21 protein-coding genes are annotated in these 20,434 nt (G+C 62.0%); 18 read left to right on the top strand and 3 right to left on the bottom strand.

What is annotated here, in order from left to right:
* Window positions 1-76: 76 nt before the first annotated feature.
* From rplM to glmM, 3 genes are read left to right on the top strand one after another with little or no spacing between them, the layout of a single operon-like run.
* The gene (rplM, locus tag ICM05_RS06760) at window positions 77-523 is read left to right on the top strand and encodes a 50S ribosomal protein L13 (protein ID WP_188023819.1); all 447 of its coding nucleotides are present in this window, start codon (window positions 77-79) and stop codon (window positions 521-523) included.
* A 37-nt stretch (window positions 524-560) separates the two neighbouring features.
* Entirely contained in the window at window positions 561-1,040 is a 480-nt protein-coding gene (rpsI, locus tag ICM05_RS06755; protein WP_188023818.1) for a 30S ribosomal protein S9, read from the top strand.
* Window positions 1,041-1,058: 18 nt separating this feature from the next.
* Window positions 1,059-2,408, top strand: coding sequence for a phosphoglucosamine mutase (gene glmM / locus ICM05_RS06750; RefSeq protein WP_188023817.1), 1,350 nt, complete (start codon window positions 1,059-1,061; stop codon window positions 2,406-2,408).
* A 160-nt stretch (window positions 2,409-2,568) separates the two neighbouring features.
* Here glmM and coaA read toward each other — a convergent pair whose 3' ends face one another.
* Window positions 2,569-3,570 carry a type I pantothenate kinase gene (gene coaA / locus ICM05_RS06745; protein WP_188023816.1) on the bottom strand — a complete coding sequence of 334 codons (1,002 nt, stop codon included), beginning with the start codon at window positions 3,568-3,570 and terminating at the stop codon, window positions 2,569-2,571.
* A gap of 30 nt (window positions 3,571-3,600) precedes the next feature.
* Between coaA and glmS the strand changes: the two genes are divergently transcribed.
* The 8 genes from glmS (at window position 3,601) to ICM05_RS06705 (ending at window position 10,660) form a co-directional block, all read left to right on the top strand.
* Window positions 3,601-5,451, top strand: coding sequence for a glutamine--fructose-6-phosphate transaminase (isomerizing) (gene glmS / locus ICM05_RS06740; RefSeq protein ID WP_188023815.1), 1,851 nt, complete (start codon window positions 3,601-3,603; stop codon window positions 5,449-5,451).
* A 20-nt stretch (window positions 5,452-5,471) separates the two neighbouring features.
* Window positions 5,472-5,864, top strand: coding sequence for a holo-ACP synthase (locus tag ICM05_RS06735; RefSeq protein ID WP_188023814.1), 393 nt, complete (start codon window positions 5,472-5,474; stop codon window positions 5,862-5,864).
* Entirely contained in the window at window positions 5,861-7,009 is a 1,149-nt protein-coding gene (gene alr / locus ICM05_RS06730; protein WP_251364548.1) for an alanine racemase, read from the top strand. The genes ICM05_RS06735 and alr overlap by 4 nt, the downstream gene beginning before the upstream one ends.
* Before the next feature lie 44 nt (window positions 7,010-7,053).
* A complete protein-coding gene (gene tsaE / locus ICM05_RS06725) occupies window positions 7,054-7,545 on the top strand; it encodes a tRNA (adenosine(37)-N6)-threonylcarbamoyltransferase complex ATPase subunit type 1 TsaE (RefSeq protein WP_188023973.1) in 492 nt (163 codons plus the stop codon).
* Window positions 7,542-8,225 carry a tRNA (adenosine(37)-N6)-threonylcarbamoyltransferase complex dimerization subunit type 1 TsaB gene (tsaB, locus tag ICM05_RS06720; RefSeq protein ID WP_188023813.1) on the top strand — a complete coding sequence of 228 codons (684 nt, stop codon included), beginning with the start codon at window positions 7,542-7,544 and terminating at the stop codon, window positions 8,223-8,225. Before tsaE ends, tsaB begins: the two co-directional genes overlap by 4 nt.
* Window positions 8,222-8,701, top strand: a complete 480-nt coding sequence (rimI, locus tag ICM05_RS06715) for a ribosomal protein S18-alanine N-acetyltransferase (protein ID WP_353055839.1) — start codon at window positions 8,222-8,224, stop codon at window positions 8,699-8,701. Before tsaB ends, rimI begins: the two co-directional genes overlap by 4 nt.
* The gene (tsaD, locus tag ICM05_RS06710) at window positions 8,698-9,807 is read left to right on the top strand and encodes a tRNA (adenosine(37)-N6)-threonylcarbamoyltransferase complex transferase subunit TsaD (RefSeq protein WP_188023812.1); all 1,110 of its coding nucleotides are present in this window, start codon (window positions 8,698-8,700) and stop codon (window positions 9,805-9,807) included. Before rimI ends, tsaD begins: the two co-directional genes overlap by 4 nt.
* Window positions 9,808-10,051: 244 nt before the next feature.
* Window positions 10,052-10,660: a TetR/AcrR family transcriptional regulator gene (locus ICM05_RS06705; protein WP_188023811.1), complete on the top strand. Its 609-nt coding sequence runs from the start codon at window positions 10,052-10,054 to the stop codon at window positions 10,658-10,660.
* A gap of 25 nt (window positions 10,661-10,685) precedes the next feature.
* Here ICM05_RS06705 and ICM05_RS06700 read toward each other — a convergent pair whose 3' ends face one another.
* Window positions 10,686-11,912, bottom strand: a complete 1,227-nt coding sequence (locus ICM05_RS06700) for a methyltransferase (protein ID WP_188023810.1) — start codon at window positions 11,910-11,912, stop codon at window positions 10,686-10,688.
* Window positions 11,913-12,122: 210 nt separating this feature from the next.
* Between ICM05_RS06700 and groES the strand changes: the two genes are divergently transcribed.
* From groES to guaA, 7 genes are all read left to right on the top strand, one after another.
* Window positions 12,123-12,419: a co-chaperone GroES gene (gene groES / locus ICM05_RS06695; RefSeq protein ID WP_188023809.1), complete on the top strand. Its 297-nt coding sequence runs from the start codon at window positions 12,123-12,125 to the stop codon at window positions 12,417-12,419.
* 103 nt (window positions 12,420-12,522) lie between these two features.
* Complete coding sequence (gene rarD, locus ICM05_RS06690; RefSeq protein WP_188023808.1) at window positions 12,523-13,449, top strand: EamA family transporter RarD; 927 nt, start codon at window positions 12,523-12,525, stop codon at window positions 13,447-13,449.
* 68 nt (window positions 13,450-13,517) lie between these two features.
* Window positions 13,518-15,017 carry an IMP dehydrogenase gene (gene guaB / locus ICM05_RS06685; RefSeq protein WP_188023807.1) on the top strand — a complete coding sequence of 500 codons (1,500 nt, stop codon included), beginning with the start codon at window positions 13,518-13,520 and terminating at the stop codon, window positions 15,015-15,017.
* 42 nt (window positions 15,018-15,059) lie between these two features.
* Window positions 15,060-16,181 carry a GuaB3 family IMP dehydrogenase-related protein gene (locus ICM05_RS06680; protein ID WP_188023806.1) on the top strand — a complete coding sequence of 374 codons (1,122 nt, stop codon included), beginning with the start codon at window positions 15,060-15,062 and terminating at the stop codon, window positions 16,179-16,181.
* A 54-nt stretch (window positions 16,182-16,235) separates the two neighbouring features.
* Window positions 16,236-17,030 carry an SURF1 family cytochrome oxidase biogenesis protein gene (locus ICM05_RS06675; protein WP_188023971.1) on the top strand — a complete coding sequence of 265 codons (795 nt, stop codon included), beginning with the start codon at window positions 16,236-16,238 and terminating at the stop codon, window positions 17,028-17,030.
* 10 nt (window positions 17,031-17,040) lie between these two features.
* Window positions 17,041-17,541: a DUF3817 domain-containing protein gene (locus ICM05_RS06670; protein ID WP_188023805.1), complete on the top strand. Its 501-nt coding sequence runs from the start codon at window positions 17,041-17,043 to the stop codon at window positions 17,539-17,541.
* The gene (gene guaA / locus ICM05_RS06665; RefSeq protein ID WP_188023804.1) at window positions 17,541-19,124 is read left to right on the top strand and encodes a glutamine-hydrolyzing GMP synthase; all 1,584 of its coding nucleotides are present in this window, start codon (window positions 17,541-17,543) and stop codon (window positions 19,122-19,124) included. The genes ICM05_RS06670 and guaA overlap by 1 nt, the downstream gene beginning before the upstream one ends.
* A gap of 396 nt (window positions 19,125-19,520) precedes the next feature.
* On the opposite strand, the gene ICM05_RS06660 is transcribed toward guaA, so the two are convergent.
* A complete protein-coding gene (locus tag ICM05_RS06660) occupies window positions 19,521-20,384 on the bottom strand; it encodes a Bax inhibitor-1/YccA family protein (RefSeq protein WP_188023803.1) in 864 nt (287 codons plus the stop codon).
* Window positions 20,385-20,434 lie beyond the last annotated feature (50 nt).

Genomic DNA, 20,434 nt, shown 5'->3' with positions numbered 1-20,434 from the left:
CGAGAGAAATCCCGTGGGACTGAGCAGAGGAGTGGGATCCACGAACATCTCCATTTCGACAGAAAGCAGCACGACAGTGACTCGCACTTACTCGCCGAAGGCAGCTGACAAGAAGCACGACTGGATCGTCATCGACGCAACCGACGTCGTTCTTGGCCGCCTCGCATCGCATGCAGCCGCACTCCTCCGCGGCAAGCACAAGACCACCTTCGCTCCTCACATGGACATGGGTGACCACGTCATCATCATCAACGCTGCAAAGGTTGTCCTCACCGGCAACAAGGCAGCGCAGAAGAAGGCGCACCGCCACTCGGGTTACCCGGGCGGCCTCACCTCGGTCAGCTACACCGAGCTCCTCGGCAAGAACCCGGACCGCGCTGTTGAGAAGGCGATCCGTGGCATGCTTCCCAAGAACTCGCTCGGTCGTGACCAGTTCCGCAAGCTGAAGGTATACGTCGGCGCAGAGCACCCCCACGCAGCTCAGCAGCCCACCCCTTACAACTTCGGCCAGGTCGCGCAGTAACGCGCCTCCTACAGAGACTTAAGAGAGAGACTTCACAGTGACTGAAGAGCAGACCGTGGCCGTCGAAAGCTACACCACCGAGACCCCGGCCGATTCGGCCGCAGCCTCGACCCCCCGCCCCGCACTCACCGTTCCCGGTGCAGCTGTAGGCCGTCGTAAGCAGGCAATCGCTCGCGTTCGCCTCATCCCCGGCGCAGGCAAGATGACCGTTAACGGTCGCGACCTTGCTGAGTACTTCCCGAACAAGCTGCACCAGCAGCTCATCACCGACCCCTTCACCGTGCTTGAGCTCGGTGGCGCGTACGACGTAGTCGCACGTATCGTCGGTGGCGGCCCCTCGGGTCAGGCAGGCGCACTCCGCCTCGCTATCGCTCGCGCGCTCAACGAGATCGACGCAGAGCACAACCGCCCGACCCTGAAGAAGGCGGGCTTCCTCAGCCGCGACGCTCGTATCAAGGAGCGCAAGAAGGCTGGTCTCAAGAAGGCCCGTAAGGCGCCTCAGTACTCGAAGCGTTAAGCAGGAGTATTCCCCTTCATGGGACGCCTATTTGGCACTGATGGGGTGCGGGGCTTGGCCGGCGTGGATGTCACTGCCGACCTTGCCCTGCGCCTCGCGCATGCGGCGGCTCTCGTCCTTGGGCGTCACGCCCGGGCCGAGAGCCGTCGTGCTACCGCCGTCGTTGCGCGCGACCCCCGAGTCTCAGGCGAGTTCATCTCGGCCGCAGTCTCGGCAGGCCTCGCGGCGGCTGGCGTCGACGTGCTGGACGCGGGAGTCATTCCCACCCCAGCCGCTGCCTATCTCGTAGCCGACACTGACGCTGATTTCGGCGTGATGGTGTCTGCGTCGCACAACCCTGCGGCAGATAACGGGATCAAGTTCTTCGCCGAAGGTGGCAAGAAGCTCGACGATTCGATCGAGGACGAGATCGAGGCAGCGCTCGCGCAGCCCGCTCCCGCCGCAACCGGTCGTGAAGTTGGGCGGATCCGCCGCTTCGCAGACGCCGAGGATCGTTACCTCGTACATCTGCTCGGCACACTCGACGGTGTGAGCCTCAAGGGCCTCAACGTTGTTCTCGACTGCGCTCACGGCGCTGCATCTGGCATTTCGCCTGACGTCTTTGCTGCTGCTGGCGCGAACGTCACTGTGATCGGTAACGATCCTGACGGCTACAACATCAACGACGGTGTCGGTTCGACCCACCTTGAGCCGCTGCAGGCCAAGGTGCGTGAGATCGGCGCCGACCTTGGCATCGCTCACGATGGTGATGCGGATCGTTGCCTCGCTGTCGACGCTGACGGAAACGTCATCGACGGTGACAAGATCATGGCAATCATCGCGTTGTCGATGGAAGCCCGCGGGAAGCTCAAGAAGCACACTCTTGTAGCAACCGTGATGTCGAACCTCGGCCTGAAGCTTGCGATGGCTGACAACGGCATTGATGTTGTCGAGACCGGTGTCGGCGATCGATACGTGCTCGAAGCGATCAATGAACACGGCTATAGCCTGGGTGGTGAGCAGTCTGGCCATGTGATCATGAGCGAGTTCGCCACCACCGGTGACGGCATCCTCACGGGTATGCACATCGCTGCAGAGCTCGCACGCACTGGCAATACGCTTGCAGAGCTTGCGACCTGCATGACCGTGTACCCACAGGTGCTGGTGAATGTTCGTGGCGTTGACCGCTCGAAGGTTGCTGGCGATGAAGTGGTGCAGCAGGCGGTTCGCGCGGCTGAACTCATCCTCGCCGGTGAAGGCCGTGTGCTGTTGCGACCGTCGGGTACTGAGCCCGTCGTGCGCGTGATGGTTGAGGCAACAACGGAGGAGCAGGCTCATCAGCTCGCTGATGATCTTGCCGCCGTTGTGAAGGAGCGCCTCGCTATCTAGCCTGGTGCTTGCGACTTTGGCGCCGTTTGGTGCTCAACACCTCGAAAGGGGCCGTTTCTCTCGAAACGGCCCCTTTCTTGTGAGTGAAACGTGCGATCTCGCGAAAACGGGCCAATCTCGAGGGGGCGCCCGCCAACAGTGCAAGTAACGCGAATCGCCCCTACAGCTTCCGCAGCAACACCTTCTGCACGCGGTGGTCTCGCTCTTTGCGCAGCACGAGTGTTGCGCGTGCGCGGGTTGGGCGAATGTTGGTCATCAGGTTCGGCTCGTTAATGTCTTTCCAGAATGAGTCAGCAAGCGCGTGGGCGGTCGCATCGTCTACCTTCGCGAACGGGCGGAAGTGTGAACGCGGGTCCGAGAACGCCTTCTCGCGCAACTTCAGGAATCGATCGCGGAACCACGTCTGAATGTCCGACGTGCGCGCATCGACGTAGATCGAGAAATCGAACAGGTCGCTCACGGCAAGCGGATGACGCATCGTGGCGGGCTGCAGTACGTTGAGTCCCTCGACGATGAGGATGTCAGGCTGGCGCACGACCGTGTACTCGTCGGGAACGATGTCGTAGATCAGGTGGCTGTAGTGCGGGGCCTTCACCTCTGGCACACCGGCCTTCACCTGGGTGACGAACTTCAGCAGCGCACGACGGTCGTAGGATTCGGGGAAGCCCTTGCGGTCCGCAATCCCGCGACGCTCAAGCTCTTCGTTGGTGTAGAGGAAGCCGTCGGTTGTGATGAGATCGACATTCGGGGTCTCTGGCCAGCGAGCGAGGAGCTCGCGCAGCAGGCGCGCAACGGTCGATTTACCGACGGCGACCGAGCCAGCGATACCAATGACGAAGGGTGTGGGCTGTTCTTCGTCACGATGCAGGAACGCTTGACGTGTCAATTTGTGTCGTTCGCGCGCGGCGATCGCGTGCAAATTGATGAGTCTCGAGAGCGGACGATAGACATCCGCGACCTCCGCAAGGTCGAGCGGCTCACCGAGGCCGCGAAATGAATCGACCTCTTCCTGGGTAAGTGGCAGCTTGGTTTCGCCGGCAAGTCGGGCCCACTCTGCGCGCCCAATTTCGGTAAATGGCGAGGTGAGATCCGGGCGGATCAGCGCCTGGGTATGCAAGCTCACATCGATGGGCTTGGTTCTCGGGTGTGCGTGCTCATTCATTGTTCACCATCGTGCCATTAAAATAACCGTATGTGTGGAATCGTTGGATACGTCGGACCGAATAGTACGGTCGACGCACTGATCACAGGCCTTCGTCGTCTTGAGTACCGCGGGTATGACTCCGCGGGCGTCGCAGTCATCGACGCGGATGATGGTGTGTCAGTGCGAAAGAAGTCGGGCAAGCTCGCTCGACTCATCGAGGTGCTTGAAGATGATCCGCTCGCTGCAGGCTCGACCGGTATCGGTCACACCCGCTGGGCAACCCACGGTGGGCCCACCGATGTGAACGCCCACCCGCACCTGGGTGACAACGGTCGTCTCGCCCTGATTCACAACGGCATCGTTGAGAACTTCTCAGAACTTCGCGCAGAGGTGCTCGAGGCTGGCTGCGAACTCGCAAGTGAGACCGACTCTGAAGTTGTTGCAGCGCTGCTCGGTCTTGAGTACCAGCGTCAGCATGATCTTGAGGCTGCATTCCGTGTGGTCGTCAAGCGTCTGCACGGCACCTTTACGCTCCTTGCCCTGCACCAGGATGAGCCGGGCAAGATCGTGGCAGCACGCCACCATTCGCCGCTCGTCGTTGGTCTTGGCGAGGGTGAGAACTTCCTCGGCTCTGACGTTGCAGCGTTCGTTTCATCGACCCGTCGCGCAGTCGCGGTTGATGAGGACAACATCGCGATCATCACCGCAGACGAGGTTCGCATCACCGATTTCGAGGGCGCACCCGTCGAATTCAGCGAGTTCGAGGTCGAGTGGGACGCGAACGCGGCAGACAAGGGTGGCTGGTCTTCCTTCATGGCGAAGGAAATCCACGAGCAGCCCGAGGCAATTGCGAACACGCTCCGCGGCCGTATCGAAACGGGCCACGTTGAGATCCCCGAGATTTCTGCGCTCGGCGAAGAAGTCATCACGGGCGTTGATCGCATCATCATCATCGCCTGCGGCACGGCATCGTACGCTGGCATGATCGGCGCGTACGCGATCGAGCAGTGGGCGCGCATCCCGGTTGAGGTGCAGCTGAGCCACGAGTTCCGTTACCGCGACCCCGTCCTCACCCCGAACACGATGGTCATCTCGGTGAGTCAGTCGGGTGAGACCATGGACACGTTGATGGCAGTGAAGTACGCTATCGAGCGCGGTGCGAAGACCGTCTCGGTCTGCAACACCCAGAGCGCGACGATTCCCCGTGAGTCTGACGCTGCGGTGTACACGCACGCCGGCCCCGAGGTTGCAGTGGCGTCGACGAAGGCGTTTGTTGCGCAGATCACTGCGCTGTACCTCATCGGTCTGCAGTTTGGTCACATCCGTGGCACGCTGAGTGCGACTGACGAGGCTGAAGCGCTCGCGCAGTTCGAGGCGCTTCCCGAGAAGATGCAGGAAGCTGTTGCGACGCACGAGCAGATCGCACAGCTCGCACACTGGATGGCAGACACCCGCTCGGTGCTCTTCCTGGGGCGCCACGTGGGCTACCCCGCGGCACTCGAGGGCGCACTGAAGCTCAAGGAGATCGCCTACATTCACGCAGAAGGCTTCGCCGCTGGCGAGCTCAAGCACGGTCCGATCGCGCTCATCGATCACGGGCAGCCGGTGTTCGTGCTCGTACCGAGCCCGCGCACTTCGCCACTCATGCACGCGAAGGTCGTCTCGAACATCCAGGAGATCCGCGCACGTGGTGCACGCGTCATCGCAATCGTCGAGACCGGTGACACCGCGGTGCTCCCGTTTGCTGATGATGTGATTCGCATCCCGCTGTCGGACGCGCTCTTTGACCCGATCCTTCAGGTCGTGCCGCTGCAGTGGTTCGCGCTCGAACTGTCGACCGCGAAGGGCTTGGACGTCGACCAGCCCCGTAACCTCGCAAAGTCGGTTACGGTCGAGTAACTCACGCAAAGGAGAGACGAGTGATTCATGGCATCGGCGTCGACACCGTCGACATCGCTCGCTTCGAGCAGCAGCTTGAGCGGGCACCGAAACTGAACGCTCGTCTCTTCACCGCGCGCGAGGAGGAGCTAGAACTCGCCTCGCGCGCAGCGCGGTTCGCTGCCAAAGAAGCGTTGATCAAAGCGCTTGGCGGATCGCACGACCTCTCGTGGCACGATCTTGAAGTGCCACGCATTCCAAAGACGGCCCCGACGTTCACACGAACGGCGGGGCTCAACCGCGTACTGGCCCAGCGCGGGGCCGACACGGTGCACCTCTCATTGACGCACGATGGTGGCATGGCCACTGCGTTTGTTGTCGTGGAGGGTGGGCAGCGGCCCACAGTTGAAGACTCGGACGGAGACGACGAATGAGAACAGGCTCGATGCGAGTCGCAGAGATTTCGACGTACGCGATCCGCCACAATGTCGCGCGCATGCGGGATCTCACCGGTGGAAACGTCATCGTTGTGGCGAAGGCAGGTGGCTACGGCCACGGCGCGCTGATTGCGGCTGAGGCCGCAATGGCCGGGGGCGCGGTCATGATCGGAGTTGCTGATCTTGAGGAGGCGCTCGCCCTCCGCGAGCAAGGCTTCACCGACCCGTTGCTGTGCTGGTTGCACGGCCCGCGAACGGACTTTTTTGCGGGCGTTGACGCGGGAATCGAACTTGGCGTCAACAGTCTGTGCCAGCTCGAAGCGATCGCGCAGGCAGCTCATGACACTGGAAAGCTCGCGACGGTACACCTCAAGGTCGATACCGGCCTGAGCCGAAATGGTGTGCAGGAACAAGAGTGGCCGGAAGTGTTCGCGCGTGCTGCCGAGCTTGAAGCTGCGGGCACTGTGCGCGTGCGCGGTATCTTCAGCCACCTCGCAAACGCGGGCGACGAGAATGACCGCGGCCAGGCCGCATGTTTCGATCGCGCAATCGCACTGCTTGCAGAGCACGGGGTCGAAACTGACATGCAGCACCTCGCAGCGAGTGCCGCGGCGTTCAGCTCGCCACATCTCCGATACAACACGGTGCGCGTTGGCGTCGCTGCGTACGGTCTGAGCCCGTTCGCAGACAAGACGTCGGCTCAGTTGGGGCTCGTACCTGCGATGACGTTGCGGTCGGAAATTGTCGCATTGCGCGGGGTTCCCGCTGGCACCGGTGTCTCTTACGGGTACAACCACGTGTGTGAGACCGCGACAACGCTCGCGCTCGTGCCCATGGGCTATGCAGATGGCATGCCGCGCGCGCTCAACGGCGCGGGTGCGTGGGTTACCGTTGCGGGGGAGCCGCGACCGATTGTCGGTCGAATCGGCATGGACCAGTTCATTGTCGATGTTGGCCCGCTCGCTGGCCGACTGTCGCTCGGTGATCCGGTGGTGCTGTTTGGCGACCCAGAGCGTGGGCATCCGCCCGTCGAGATCTGGTCGGGACTCATGCGCACGATCAACTACGAAATCATCGCTGGCATCGGCCCCCGCGTCGTGCGGGTAGCGGTCGATGTCGACACAGCAGGGGGCGAAGCGTGAGCGAACAATTCTCAGAGCGAATCGAAATCCCCGAACCCGATGACATGCACGAACTCGGCATCAAGCTCGGTCGTGTGCTGCGTGCGGGAGATCTTGTCCTCCTCACCGGCCCGCTCGGCGCGGGGAAGACGACGCTCACGCGTGGCATCGGTGAGGGGCTTGGCGTGCGCGGTCCCGTGCAGAGTCCAACCTTTGTGATTGCCCGCACGCACCCGTCGCTCGTTGGCGGCGCACCGCTCGTGCACGTTGATGCGTATCGTCTTGGCGATGCCGCAGAGATTGAAGATCTTGACCTTGATTTTGATGGTTCGGTCGTCGTTGCCGAGTGGGGTGCAGCGCTCGCTGGCGAGCGAGACTCGTGGCTCGACATCGTGATTGAACGCCCGATTGGTGGTGCCTCCGATGGGAGCACGCCGGGTGCAAACACGGCCGCACTTGGGTCCGACGATGACGATGACGATGACGATCTCGTCGAGGCACGAACCATTACGATCACCGGGCACGGCCCGCGCTGGGCAGAGGGAGCAATCGCATGAGCGCGCTGGAAATCGCTGGAGTCGAGCGACACGAAGTGGCGCAGGCTGAGCCGCAGAACGGCGCAGTGCTGGCGATCGACACCGCCCTCGGCACGAGCGTCGCGCTCAGCACCGGTGACGGGCGGATCATCGAGTTGACGAGTGAAGATCCGCGCGGACACATTGAGCGGATCGGCGAGCTCATTGCCGCCGTCTTCGCCGATGCCGGGGTCTCACCAGAGCAGGTCACCACCGTTGTCATGGGCGTCGGCCCTGGCCCGTTCACGGGTCTGCGCGTTGGTATGGCGGCCGCGCAGGCGTTCGCGGTCGGCCGTGGTGTTCCGCTGCTGCCGCTCTGCAGCCACGATGCTGTTGCGCTTGCCGCACTTGACGGCGCTGGCGCTCAGGCCGGCGTTCGCGTGGTGCAAGACGCAAAGCGGCGCGAGCTCTTCATTACCGAGTACAGCGGCCTTGACTGGGCGGGAGTGCCGGAACGGAGCGCTGATCCGCACCTCATCGCCCGCGCAGACCTCGTATCACAGCCGAACGATGTCGTCCCCGCGGTTGTGCCTGCGCGCGCGCTCATTCAGCTCGCGGCCCGCAAGCTCGCTGGCGGTGGAGCGTTTGAGACTGAGCGTGCGATGTATCTCCGTGCGCCTGACGTGAAGGAGCCATCGGCGCCGAAGCGGGTCGTTGCGTGACCGAGGCGCTCGCAACACCGGGGGAGCTGACGCTGCGCGTGGCAACTGTCGCCGATCTGCCAGGCATCATGCGCATCGAGCATGCAACGTTTGCGGGGGAGACCTGGAGCGAGAGCGCGATGCGTGACGAACTCGAGTCAGAGTATCGCCACTACCTCGCGCTCGTCGACGACGCACAGACCGTCTACGGCTATGGCGGCCTCCTCGCGGTCGGTCCCGACGGCGATATTCAGACCATCGCTGTTGACGCATCAGCTCGCGGTACCGGGCAGGGGCGGCGGATCATGGCCGAACTGCTCGCAGAAGCCACCAGGCGCGGTGTTGAACGAATCTTCCTTGAGGTGCGGGGCGACAACTCCGTCGCCCAGAAACTATACGAATCACTCGGCTTCGAGCAGATCGGGGTGCGCCCCGGGTACTACCAGCCGGGCAATGTAGACGCGATCGTGATGCGTCTGGAAATGACAGGAAAATGAGCGTGGAGAGCGTAGCAAACGTGGCAGAGCCCGTCGTCCTTGGCATCGAAACGAGCTGTGACGAGACCGGCGTTGGCATCGTGCGCGGGCGCACCCTGCTCGCAAACGCGATTGCCTCGTCGATGGATGAGCACGCGCGATTCGGTGGCGTCGTGCCTGAGGTTGCGGCTCGCGCTCATCTCGAATCGATGACGCCGACGATCGAGCAGGCGCTCACCGAGGCGGGCCTCACCCTCGATGAGGTGGACGCGATTGCGGTGACTGCTGGCCCTGGCCTCGCTGGCGCGCTCATGGTGGGCATCTCGGCGGCCAAAGCGCTGTCGGTTGCGACTGGCAAGCCGCTGTACGGTGTCAACCACCTCGTGGGCCACGTTGGTGCCGATCTCTTGCAGGGCGATGGCCTCCGTGGCGTAGTCGGCATGGAGGGCAAAATTGGCGAGCTTGAGCTTCCGACTATTGCGCTGCTCGTGTCAGGCGGGCATACGTCCCTGTTGCTCGTGCGCGACCTGGTCGGCGACGTCGAGCTGCTCGGCGAGACGATCGATGACGCGGCAGGCGAGGCGTTCGACAAGGTGGCACGTGTGCTCGGCCTGCCGTACCCAGGCGGCCCGCAGATCGACCGTGTGGCTGCTCAGGGGGATCCGAACGCGATCCGCTTCCCCCGCGGGCTCACCAAGAAGAAAGATCTCGAGCGCCATCGCTTCGACTTCTCCTTCTCTGGTCTGAAGACGTCGGTTGCCCGCTGGGTGGAGCAGCAAGCAGACGCCGGCGTTGAGGTGCCAGTTGCCGACGTTGCGGCGAGCTTCCGTGAGGCAGTCGCCGATGTGCTGCTTACAAAGGCGATTGACGCGTGCACGGAGTATGGCGTGCCGCGGCTGCTCCTCGGCGGTGGCGTTGTGGCCAACGCTCGAGTGCGCGAGCTCGCGGCCGAGCGTTGCGCAGCGGCCGGCATTGAGCTGCGTGTACCGCCGCTCTCGCTCTGCACGGACAACGGTGCGATGATTGCGTCGCTTGGCGCACAGTTGGTGATGGCAGGTCACGCGCCTTCGGAACTAAAGTTCAGCGCAGATTCGACGCTGCCCGTTACGGAAATTCGCGTTTCGTAAGTCAGATTGTGACGCGGCGACTCGCTGAAGGCGCTGAAATGATTATCGCGCGTGCCTCAAGGGTTGTATCAAGGTAAAACATTTAGTCAATACAGGATTGAATGTGTCGCATCGGTGTAAGAACCGCGAAATTACGCGGATTAAACCTGTGACTTCAGACGTTTCTTCGGAAAATCGAAATGATTTCGAATCGGGACGGCAGCGCGGATTCTATTCCTAACGGCAATTAGGCGTCAAATTGTCCATGACGGGGATGGCTAACATGGGTGGCATGACACGAGGCCGCCCCAGGGATCAGGAGCTCACCGAGCGTGCACTGCTTGCTGCGCGCGACGTAATGCTCGAAGAAGGATTTGAAGCTCTGAGCTTCGATCGGGTTGCTGATGCTGCCCAAACCAGCCGCAGCGCGATCTACCGTCGGTGGGAAAGCAAAATCGATCTTGCCTACGACGTGCTCGAGTTCTACACGGACTTTGAGCCGATGGAGATCACCGGCAACCTCATTGAGGACCTCGTCACCTACACCATGCGTAACGCGCCCCCGCGCGAAATTGGCGACTCGGCACGGCTGTCTATCTGGGCGCTCATTGTGAGCCCGGATGTGCTTGAGCTGTATGTCGCACGCATCGGCGCGGATCGTCGCAAGCAAGGCCTGCAGATCGTCGGTGGCGCGGTTGAGCGCGGTGAGCTTCCTGTTGGCACCGACGCAAACCTCTTGCTCGACCTGCTGATCGGTCTGCCGATTTTGTCGACTGTCTTGCGAGATACCATCACGCCAGAACCGCGGGTCCGTGCTGCCGTGCTTGCGCTGACAAGTTCGCCGCCGATGAGCGTTGAACCGTCCGCTTCGTAAGGTTGCGTAAACCGACTGCGTAACTCTAGCGCACCCGCTCCGCAAGGAGCGCAACGTGGCGGTCTGCCACGCGCGTGAGAATGATCGTTGCTGACTGGGATCCGCGCAACTTCAAGCGCTTTCGCATGCTCGACGGGTCAACATCGATGCCTCGCTTTTTGATTTCGAGCGTGCCGATGTCGCGCGCGGCGAGCTCCTTGCGAAGTGGTTTCTCGCCTGCTGGCAGCTCCTCCAGCACGCGGAACGCTGTGGCGAACGGTGTCGGCACGAGTGCATCACCCGTGAGGTACGCGATGCCCTCGCGCACCATGCCGGCATGGAGCTGGGTCGCAAGCGTTCCGATCAGGCGAGCGCGGATCACCGCACCGTCTGGCTCGTAGATAAATTCGCCGAGTTCGCGCACCTCGGCATCAGCCGCGTCCTCGGCGCCGGTGAGTTCATGTACTTCGTCCCGGTGAATGATGGTTGCCGCGCGGCGGATGCCTGGCCGCGCTGCCGCGCCGAACCAGACGCCAGTCTCAACGAGCGCGCCGTCGACGGACACCCACTGCGCCTCCGCATCGTTCGGGAGGAGCTCACGGGGGAGACCCGGGCCGAGCTTCACGCCGCCCGCGGCTGCGGATCGTGCCGCATCAAACGCGAAGTCGAGCGAGGGGGAGTAGTCATCGGGCGATACCCGACGCGTATCGCGGTGTCCGGCCGTGCGGCGTGCAGGATCAAGGAACACCGCATCGATTCCGGCGAGGTCCGTGTGTTCAGCATCAGCCTCGGTGACGGTTGCCGATCCGCACCCGGGTTCCGCGGCAACCACGGCAAGATTATGGCGGGCAAAGGCAGCAGTGAGCGGATCGATCTCCACCGCACGCACGTCAAGTCCAGCGCGCAGGAATGACACCGACTCGGCGCCGAGGCCACAGCCCAGGTCTGCGACGGTGTTGCAGCCTGCAACAGCGAAGCGTGCCGCATGAAGGTCGCTCACGATGGCACGGCTCGCCTGCTCGAGGCCTGCCCGAGTGAAGAGTAACGCTGACGCAACGGGGCCGAACTTGCTGGCGGCCTTCGCGCGCAAGTCAGTCTGGGTAAGCGCCGCTGCAATCATGCTCGGTTCGATGCCGTCCTTGCGCAGGCGCTGACCAATGGTGTCGAGCGAGGTGCCGGCCGAGTGCGCTGTTGCGATGCGCGCGAGCAGATCGAGACCCGCAGGTTCAGCCAGTTCGTGCCAGCCAGGGGCAGATGAAGTCGTGTGTGACATGACATCTCTTTCGGTCAATGCTGCGCGTGCAGGAATGCGGATCCTCGATTCTATCGAGGGGGTGTCGTTCGCTGTCCGCGATCCGCGCTCTGAATCATTGGCACTCGTCTTGCGAGAGTGCCAATTCGGCCCGTAGACTCATTACCAGGCGAGCTCCTTCCGGGGCGCGCAGCGTACTAACCACGCTTCCATTGGAGAAAGAGGTCAACCGTGTCGGTTGCTATCAAGCCGCTCGAGGATCGTATCGTCATCAAGCAGGTCGAGGCAGAGCAGACCACTGCGTCGGGTCTTGTCATCCCTGACAGTGCAAAGGAAAAGCCCCTTGAGGGTGAGGTCGTGGCAGTTGGCCCCGGTCGCGTTTCTGATGCAGGCACCCGCCTCCCCATGGACGTCGCAGTAGGCGACAAGGTCATCTACGCGAAGTTCGGCGGCACCGAGATCAAGGTTGGTCTCGAGAGCTACCTCGTGCTCAACTCGCGCGACATTCTCGCGATCATCGAGCGCTAAGCACACTCGCGCTGAAAGGCGGGGCAGTCCGGAGTGGGACTGCCCCGCCTTTTGTATGTTTTCCACCACACCTGCACACTCAAAGCGTCTATAGACTGGTGCAGTGAATGAGACGCGCCGAGGAATAGCATATGGAATCGGCGCATACCTGTTGTGGGGAGCCTTCCCCCTGTACTTCACGCTCATCTCGGTGGTCTCACCGCTCGAGATTGTGTCGTGGCGCGTATTGTCTACGCTCCTGGTGTGCGCTGTGTTGGTCACGATTGCCCGAAAGTGGCAAGAGTTTGCGCGGATCTTCAAAACACCAAAGCTTCTCGGCATGTACACGCTGTCAGCGCTGTTGCTGTACGCGAACTGGCAGATTTTCGTCATTGGTGTTGTCACCGGTCACGTGCTCGAGACCTCACTCGGCTACTTCATCAATCCCATCCTCACGGTGCTGTTTGGTGTGATCTTCTGGCGGGAAAAGCTCAACAAGCTGCAGTGGGCAGCGATTACCATCGCGCTTGTTGGCGTCATTGTTTCGGCAATTGCCTATGGCAAATTCCCTTGGATTGCACTCGGTCTGGCGCTGTCGTTCGGACTCTATGGTGTTGTGCACCAGCGCATCGAGTCGGTCGATGGCATTACGGGGCTCGCAGCTGAGTCAGTGATCTCAGCGCCCATCGGTATCGTGCAGGGCATCATTCTCGCAATGACCGTCGGCCTGAATGCCTTCTCGCATGGCGCTGGCACTTTCGCGCTCGTACTGATTAGTGGCGTCTTCACCGCTGCGCCGCTGATTCTCTTTGGTGAGTCTGCACGCAGGCTCCCGCTCACCTACGTCGGCTTCCTGCAGTTCATCACGCCAATTATTGGCTTCCTGTATGGCTATTTGGTGCTGCACGAATCTGTGTCGCTCGGACGCTGGATTGGCTTTATCGGTGTCTGGATTGCGCTTGTTCTCCTGGTCACGGACATGATTCGCAAAGCCAGAAGCACGCCCTTGGCGGACGCCCAGCCGAGCACAGGCCAGAGTCGTTTAGACTGATACAGGTGAGGAGTGCATATTAGCCTCCTAAATCGGCCCGAGTCTTGGCCACAATTGAGAGAGGTTCTATGGAACAGCGTGACCCCTTCGCGTTCACCGGTCTCACCTACGACGATGTGCTGCTCCTGCCTGCGCACACCGACGTGATTCCGAGTGAGGCTGACACTGGTACCCAGCTCACCCGTCGCATTCGCCTGAACATTCCGCTCATTTCGGCGGCAATGGACACCGTTACCGAGACCCGTATGGCTGTTGCCATGGCTCGTAACGGCGGCCTCGGCATCCTGCACCGCAACCTGTCTATTCAGGATCAGGCAGAGATGGTTGACCGCGTAAAGCGCAGTGAAGCTGGCATGATCACCAACCCGGTGACCACCACGGTTGACGCAACCGTTGCTGAGGTTGATGCGATCTGCGGCGAATACCGCGTATCGGGTCTTCCCGTAGTTGACGCAGCAGGCATCCTGCTCGGCATCATCACGAACCGCGACATGCGTTTCATCGATGTAAAGGATCGTGCACAGGTTCGCGTCGGTGACGCAATGACCCGCATGCCCCTCATCACTGCTCCCGCTGGCATCGCTCGTGAGGCCGCTGCGGAGATCTTCCGTCAGCACAAGATCGAGAAGCTTCCCCTCGTTGACGCGAACGGCAAGCTCACCGGTCTCATCACGGTCAAGGACTTCGACAAGGAAGAGCAGTACCCGCTCGCAACCAAGGACGATGCTGGTCGTCTCCGCGTTGGCGCTGCGGTTGGCTTCTTCGGCGATGCATGGCAGCGTGCTGGCCAGCTCGTTGACGCAGGCGTCGATGTCATCGTTGTTGACACCGCAAACGGTGACAGCAAGGGTGTGCTCGACATCATTGCGAAGATCAAGGCCGACCCCGCATTCGCGGGCGTTGACGTCATCGGCGGCAACGTCGCGACCTACGCAGGTGCGAAGGCACTCGGCGAGGCTGGCGCAGACGCGATCAAGGTTGGCGTTGGCCCCGGCTCGATCTGCACCACGCGTGTGATCGCTGGTGTTGGCGTTCCTCAGGTCACTGCAGTCTACGAGGCTGCGAAGGCTGCAACGCCCATGGGCATCCCCGTGATCGCTGACGGTGGCCTCCAGTACTCGGGCGACATCGCAAAGGCACTCGTTGCTGGCGCATCAGCCGTCATGATGGGCTCGCTCCTCGCGGGCACCGACGAGAGCCCCGGCGACCTCGTCTTCATCGGTGGCAAGCAGTACAAGGGCTACCGCGGAATGGGCTCGCTTGGCGCGCTCCAGACGCGTGGTGAGCGCACCTCGTACTCGAAGGACCGTTACTTCCAGGCAGACGTTCCCAGCGATGAGAAGCTCATCCCTGAGGGCATCGAGGGCCAGGTTCCCTACCGCGGCCCGGTTGGCGCAGTCGCACACCAGATGACCGGCGGACTTCGCCAGTCGATGTTCTACGTTGGTGCACGCACGATTGACGAGCTCAAGGAGCGCGGCCAGTTCGTTCGTATCACTGCAGCGGGTCTGAAGGAATCGCACCCGCACGACATCCAGATGGTTGTCGAAGCACCGAACTACAAGTAGTAATACTTCACCGGCGCTGCGGCGCGGAAAGAAAGAGTGATCGTGAGTAACGAGATCGAGATCGGCCGGGGCAAGCGGGCCCGTCGCGTGTACACCTTCGACGAAATCGGTGTGGTGCCGACCCGTCGTACGCGCGACCCAGAGCTCGTGTCGACCGCATGGTCGATCGACGCATTCCAGTTCGAGATTCCCGTACTCGGTGCCCCCATGGACTCGGTAATGTCGCCCGCAACGGCGATTGAACTGGGCCGACTGGGTGGCCTCGGCGTACTGAACCTCGAGGGCCTCTGGACCCGTCACGAGAACCCCGAGCCCCTGCTCGAGGAGATCGCACGCATTGATGACGAGACCGAGGCAGTACATCGCATGCGCGAGATGTACTCGGCTCCCATCAAGCCTGAGCTGATCCGTGACCGCCTCGCTGAGATCCGCGATGCGGGTGTCACCGTGGCAGGCGCTCTTTCGCCGCACCGCACCGCCGAGTTCGCTGACACCGTCGTAAAGTCGGGCGTCGACATGTTTGTTATCCGTGGCAACACGGTTTCGGCAGAGCACGTGTCGGTTGCCGGTCGCGAGCCGCTCAACCTGAAGGAGTTCATCTACGAACTCGACGTGCCCGTCATCGTTGGTGGCGTTGCGACCTACCAGTCGGCACTCCACCTCATGCGTACCGGCGCAGCTGGCGTTCTCGTCGGTTTCGGCGGCGGCGCATCGTCGACCACCCGCGCAACCCTCGGTGTTCGTGCACCGATGGCAAGTGCAATTGCAGATGTTGCAGGCGCACGTACTGACTACCTCGACGAGTCGGGTGGACGCTATGTCCACGTCATCGCTGATGGTGGCCTCGGCACCTCCGGCGACCTTGTCAAGGCAATCGCATGTGGCGCAGACGCAGTCATGCTCGGTGGCGCTCTTGCCCGCGCAACTGACGCACCGGGCCGCGGCCGTCACTGGGGCCAGGAAGCTCACCACGAGGACTTGCCCCGTGGCAAGCGCATCTCGGTTGAGCCGATTGCACCCTTCGCCGAGATCATCAACGGTCCGGCACACGGTGCCGACGGTCACTCGAACCTCATTGGCGCATTGCGCCGTTCGATGGCAACCACGGGCTACTCCGACGTCAAGGAGTTCCAGCGCGTCGGTGTCGTCTACGCAGAGCGCTAAACAGTGGCTCGCAAAACACCTGAATACCTCGGTGAGCCCACACTCGGGCAGGTGATGCGGCGTCCTCAGTGGATCCTCGCATTCTTGCTCGTAATGGTCATCGCTGCGGCATTTGCGTGGCTCGGTCGGTGGCAGCTTGGCAGTGCGATCCGCACTGACATTTCGGATCTCGCAGATACCGAAACCGTCACGTCACTGACCGAGCTTGCCAAGCCTGGCGGGGGGCTCAACGAGCTCGCCGCCGGCTCGGTAGTGGAAATCGACGGGACGCTGGTGCCCGGTGATTTCAACGTTGTCGAGAAGCGTCAGAATGCTGGCGTTGAAGGCGCGTGGGTGGTTGGCCGATTTGCTACCGAGGATCCCGCGAGTAACCTCTCGGCCGCAATCGGTTGGGCGCCAACGGCATCCGACGCAAGACAGGCAATCGAGATCCTGAACTCGCAAGTTGACCCGACGCAGGTCTTCTCGCTTGAGGGCCGCATGATGCCTGCCGAGGCTCCTGCTCGTCCGGGCTCAGACACTGACCCGAACACCATGACCACGATGGTTCCCGCTCACCTCATTAATACGTGGGGCGAGCTCTCCGAACCTGTTTACGCTGGCTACATGGTGCTGCACCCAGACGCCGACATCACACCGTTGCTTGACGCAGCTGGACTTGATGCGATCGACTCGGTGCCCCCATCGGAACCTGAACAGGTGAACTGGTTGAACCTCTTCTACGCAATCGAATGGGTGGTGTTCGCAGGATTCGCAGTGTTCTTCTGGTTCCGCCTCACCCGCGACGCATGGGAGAAAGAACACGAACTCAAGGCGCTCGCTGAAAAAGCGGCCGCCGACGCAGAATAGAATGGACATCATGCAACTGCAGCCGAAGCCCGAAGATTACCCGCGTATCAAGCGTGCGCTGTCGATCTACAAGGTGACGTCGGTGATCACTGGCATCATGCTCCTCCTGCTGTGCGCAGTGATGGTCATGAAGTACGCAGTCGGAGTACAGCTGTACCTCTTCACGCCGGACGGGTTCGCGGTGTTCCGTGAAATTGCTCCCGAGGGCGTCGAGGCTGACTTCGTCCAGCCCGGGTTCGACCTGTTCAAGGCGATCCTGATCGCTCACGGTTGGTTCTACGTGATCTACCTCATCTCGGACTTCATGCTGTGGAGCCCGATGCGCTGGGGCTTCAGCAAGTTCTTGCTGATTGCCCTCGGTGGCGTTATCCCGCTGCTTTCCTTCTTCCTTGAAGGACGCGTGGCGCGCCAGGTGCAGGACACCCTCACAAGTTTGCAGGCAGCTGACACTTCAGGTGCCAAAGATTCATCAATCGCGGCTTCGTCCGCGACTACCACGGAAGGTCAGTAATGACAGAACAGGCAAGCACTGCGCACCGTCCGGTGCTGGTGGTCGACTTCGGCGCGCAGTATGCGCAGCTGATCGCCCGCCGCGTGCGCGAGGCCGGAGTGTACTCCGAGCTCGTGCCTCACTCGATCACGGCTGCTGAGGTTGCTGAAAAGCAGCCCCTCGCAATCCTGATGTCGGGTGGCCCCTCGTCGGTGTACGAAGAGGGTGCACCCCAGTTCGACCCCGCGATTTTCGAGCTCGGTGTTCCGATGTTCGGCATGTGCTACGGCTTCCAGATCATGGCTCACACCCTCGGTGGCGTTGTCACCGAGACCGGTGACCGTGAGTACGGTCGTGTTGAGGCTGACCTCATCGCAGGTGGCGGCGCTATCCTCGGCGGTCTCCCCGAGACGCAGAACGTCTGGATGAGCCACGGCGACTCCGTTTCGCAGGCTCCGGAAGGCTTCGAGGTGCTCGCAAGCACCGCGCTCACCCCCGTCGCAGCATTCGGTTCGCCCGAGAAGCGCATGTACGGCGTGCAGTGGCACCCCGAGGTAAAGCACTCGGAGTTCGGCCAGGCAATGATCGAGAAGTTCCTGCACGAAGTTGCAGAGATTCCCTCGGACTGGACCCCCGGCAACGTCATCGCTGAGCAGATCGAGTCGATCCGCGCTCAGGTCGGCGACGCACGCGTCATCTCGGCACTCTCGGGTGGTGTTGATTCGGCTGTTTCGACCGCACTCGTGCACAAGGCAATCGGCGACCAGCTCACCGCTGTGTTCGTCGACCACGGCCTTCTCCGCAAGGGCGAGCGCGAGCAGGTTGAGCGCGACTACGTCGCCTCGACCGGCGTCAAGCTCATCACCGTTGACGCGGCAGATACCTTCCTTGGGCACCTCGAGGGCGTCACCGATCCCGAGACCAAGCGTAAGATCATCGGTCGCGAGTTCATTCGCGCGTTCGAGAAAGTCCAGCTTGACCTCGTTGCAGAGGCGAAGGCTTCTGGCGAAAAGGTGAAGTTCCTCGTCCAGGGCACCCTGTACCCCGACGTTGTTGAGTCGGGTGGCGGATCAGGCACCGCGAACATCAAGTCGCACCACAACGTCGGCGGCCTCCCTGAGGACCTCGACTTCGAACTCATCGAGCCGCTTCGCGCGCTCTTCAAGGATGAGGTTCGTGCGATTGGTCGTGAGCTCGGTATTCCCGAAGAGATCGTCGGCCGTCAGCCGTTCCCCGGCCCCGGCCTGGGTATCCGCATCGTTGGCGAGGTGACCCGTGATCGTCTTGAGGTGCTTCGCGAGGCTGACGCTATCGCGCGCGCGGAACTCACCGCTGCTGGTCTCGACCAGACGATCTGGCAGTGCCCGGTTGTGCTGCTCGCAGACGTGCGTTCGGTTGGCGTCCAGGGCGATCACCGCACTTACGGCCACCCCATCGTGCTGCGCCCCGTCTCGTCGGAAGACGCGATGACCGCAGACTGGACCCGCGTGCCGTACGATGTGCTCGCGCGCATCTCGAACAAGATCACCAACCAGGTGCCTGAGGTTAACCGAGTCGTTCTCGACGTGACCTCGAAGCCGCCCGGGACCATCGAGTGGGAGTAATCCCCACGATGGCTTGGCACGACGCTGAGTGAATTGAGGAGCCGCACCTGCTGGTGCGGCTCCTCTTTTTTGCGCCAGGTGCGTGTGGACTCCAACCTCGCGAGGAGGGGCGTTTCTGTCGTGAAGGCGCCTTTCATGCGCGTGTAAGGGCTGTCTGTGTGAGCAAGCGCTGTGCTCGCGATGTAGAGCATTGAGCGCTCGGGTCGGCGAGCTGAATCCGTGAGCATGGGTCCGTGAGCTGTGGTCCGCGCACCGGGCTCCGTGAGGTTGGCACCGCGACCCTGCGCCCCGCCAGCTGACCACCCTTGGACACAGCACAGGGGTGGAGCACCAAAAGGTGCTCCACCCCTGATCCGCGCTCCGCAGAGCGTCAGTATCTAGCTGCGTAGGCGACTGTTAGTCGTTGCCTCGCAAGATCGCGATGATACGGAGGATCTCAACGTAGAGCCAGATCAGCGTCACCATGATGCCGAATGCTGCGCTCCAGCCCCACTTCTCGGGGACGCGGTTCTGCACGCCGTTCTGAATCATCTCGAAGTCCATGACGAGCGAGTAAGCAGCGAGGGCGACCGCAAGCAGGCCGATGACGACACCGAGGGGGAAGCCGAAGATGGTTGCACCGCGGAGGCCCCAAGGGTTGTCATTGATGCCGGTCAGCATGAGGATGAAGTTGATGAGCGAGAAGACACCGTAACCGACCATTGCGATCAGTACGATCTTCGTCATGCGCGGGCTCGTGCGAACCTTGCCACTGCGGAAGAGCAGCAGGGTGACGCCGAACACGGCGAACGTGCCAATAACGGCCTGCGAGACGATACCCGCCCACTGCGCTTCGAAGATCATCGAGATGCCACCAAGGAACAGACCCTGGAACGCTGCGTAGCCGATGATGAGCGGCACGCTCGGCTGCTTCTTGAACGAGTTCACGAGACCGAGCACGAGGCCGACGATCGCGCCAACAAACGGGATGAACGGCATGGAAGGCGTCGCCATCCAGCCAACCGCTGCGCACGCAACAGTCAGGATGAAGAGGAACACCGTCTTCGAGATGGTGTTCTCATAGGTCATCGGTGAAGACGACGCGGGCATCGTGGGCGCGCCGGCGGGTACGCCGGCGCCGGGTGCCGCGCCTGCAGGCGTATCGACGCCAGGACGGTTCACCTCGGCTGCGGGCTGATCGTAAATACGGCGCAGTTCATCAGCGGTGAGGTTCTGCTTGCCGTTCAGCGCGGGGTTCTTCGAGAAGGCGGGATTGCTCATTGTGGTGGTCGAGTCCTTTCCAGGGCTTGTACTACTTATCTAGCGTAGCG

Origin of the sequence: Leucobacter sp. cx-42 (assembly GCF_014529985.1) — a bacterium.
Taxonomy (GTDB): domain Bacteria; phylum Actinomycetota; class Actinomycetes; order Actinomycetales; family Microbacteriaceae; genus Leucobacter.
This window is presented reverse-complemented; position numbering and strand designations above follow the sequence as displayed.

What these genes read in the sequence shown, in the direction of transcription:
- glmM (WP_188023817.1), top strand. Translation starts at nt 1,059, where the DNA reads ATGGGACGCCTATTTGGCACTGATGGGGTGCGGGGCTTGGCCGGCGTG.
- coaA (WP_188023816.1), bottom strand. Translation starts at nt 3,570, where the DNA reads ATGAATGAGCACGCACACCCGAGAACCAAGCCCATCGATGTGAGCTTG.
- glmS (WP_188023815.1), top strand. Translation starts at nt 3,601, where the DNA reads ATGTGTGGAATCGTTGGATACGTCGGACCGAATAGTACGGTCGACGCA.
- alr (WP_251364548.1), top strand. Translation starts at nt 5,861, where the DNA reads ATGAGAACAGGCTCGATGCGAGTCGCAGAGATTTCGACGTACGCGATC.
- tsaE (WP_188023973.1), top strand. Translation starts at nt 7,054, where the DNA reads ATGCACGAACTCGGCATCAAGCTCGGTCGTGTGCTGCGTGCGGGAGAT.
- tsaB (WP_188023813.1), top strand. Translation starts at nt 7,542, where the DNA reads ATGAGCGCGCTGGAAATCGCTGGAGTCGAGCGACACGAAGTGGCGCAG.
- tsaD (WP_188023812.1), top strand. Translation starts at nt 8,698, where the DNA reads ATGAGCGTGGAGAGCGTAGCAAACGTGGCAGAGCCCGTCGTCCTTGGC.
- ICM05_RS06705 (WP_188023811.1), top strand. Translation starts at nt 10,052, where the DNA reads ATGACGGGGATGGCTAACATGGGTGGCATGACACGAGGCCGCCCCAGG.
- ICM05_RS06700 (WP_188023810.1), bottom strand. Translation starts at nt 11,912, where the DNA reads ATGTCACACACGACTTCATCTGCCCCTGGCTGGCACGAACTGGCTGAA.
- guaB (WP_188023807.1), top strand. Translation starts at nt 13,518, where the DNA reads ATGGAACAGCGTGACCCCTTCGCGTTCACCGGTCTCACCTACGACGAT.
- ICM05_RS06675 (WP_188023971.1), top strand. Translation starts at nt 16,236, where the DNA reads ATGCGGCGTCCTCAGTGGATCCTCGCATTCTTGCTCGTAATGGTCATC.
- ICM05_RS06670 (WP_188023805.1), top strand. Translation starts at nt 17,041, where the DNA reads ATGCAACTGCAGCCGAAGCCCGAAGATTACCCGCGTATCAAGCGTGCG.
- guaA (WP_188023804.1), top strand. Translation starts at nt 17,541, where the DNA reads ATGACAGAACAGGCAAGCACTGCGCACCGTCCGGTGCTGGTGGTCGAC.
- ICM05_RS06660 (WP_188023803.1), bottom strand. Translation starts at nt 20,384, where the DNA reads ATGAGCAATCCCGCCTTCTCGAAGAACCCCGCGCTGAACGGCAAGCAG.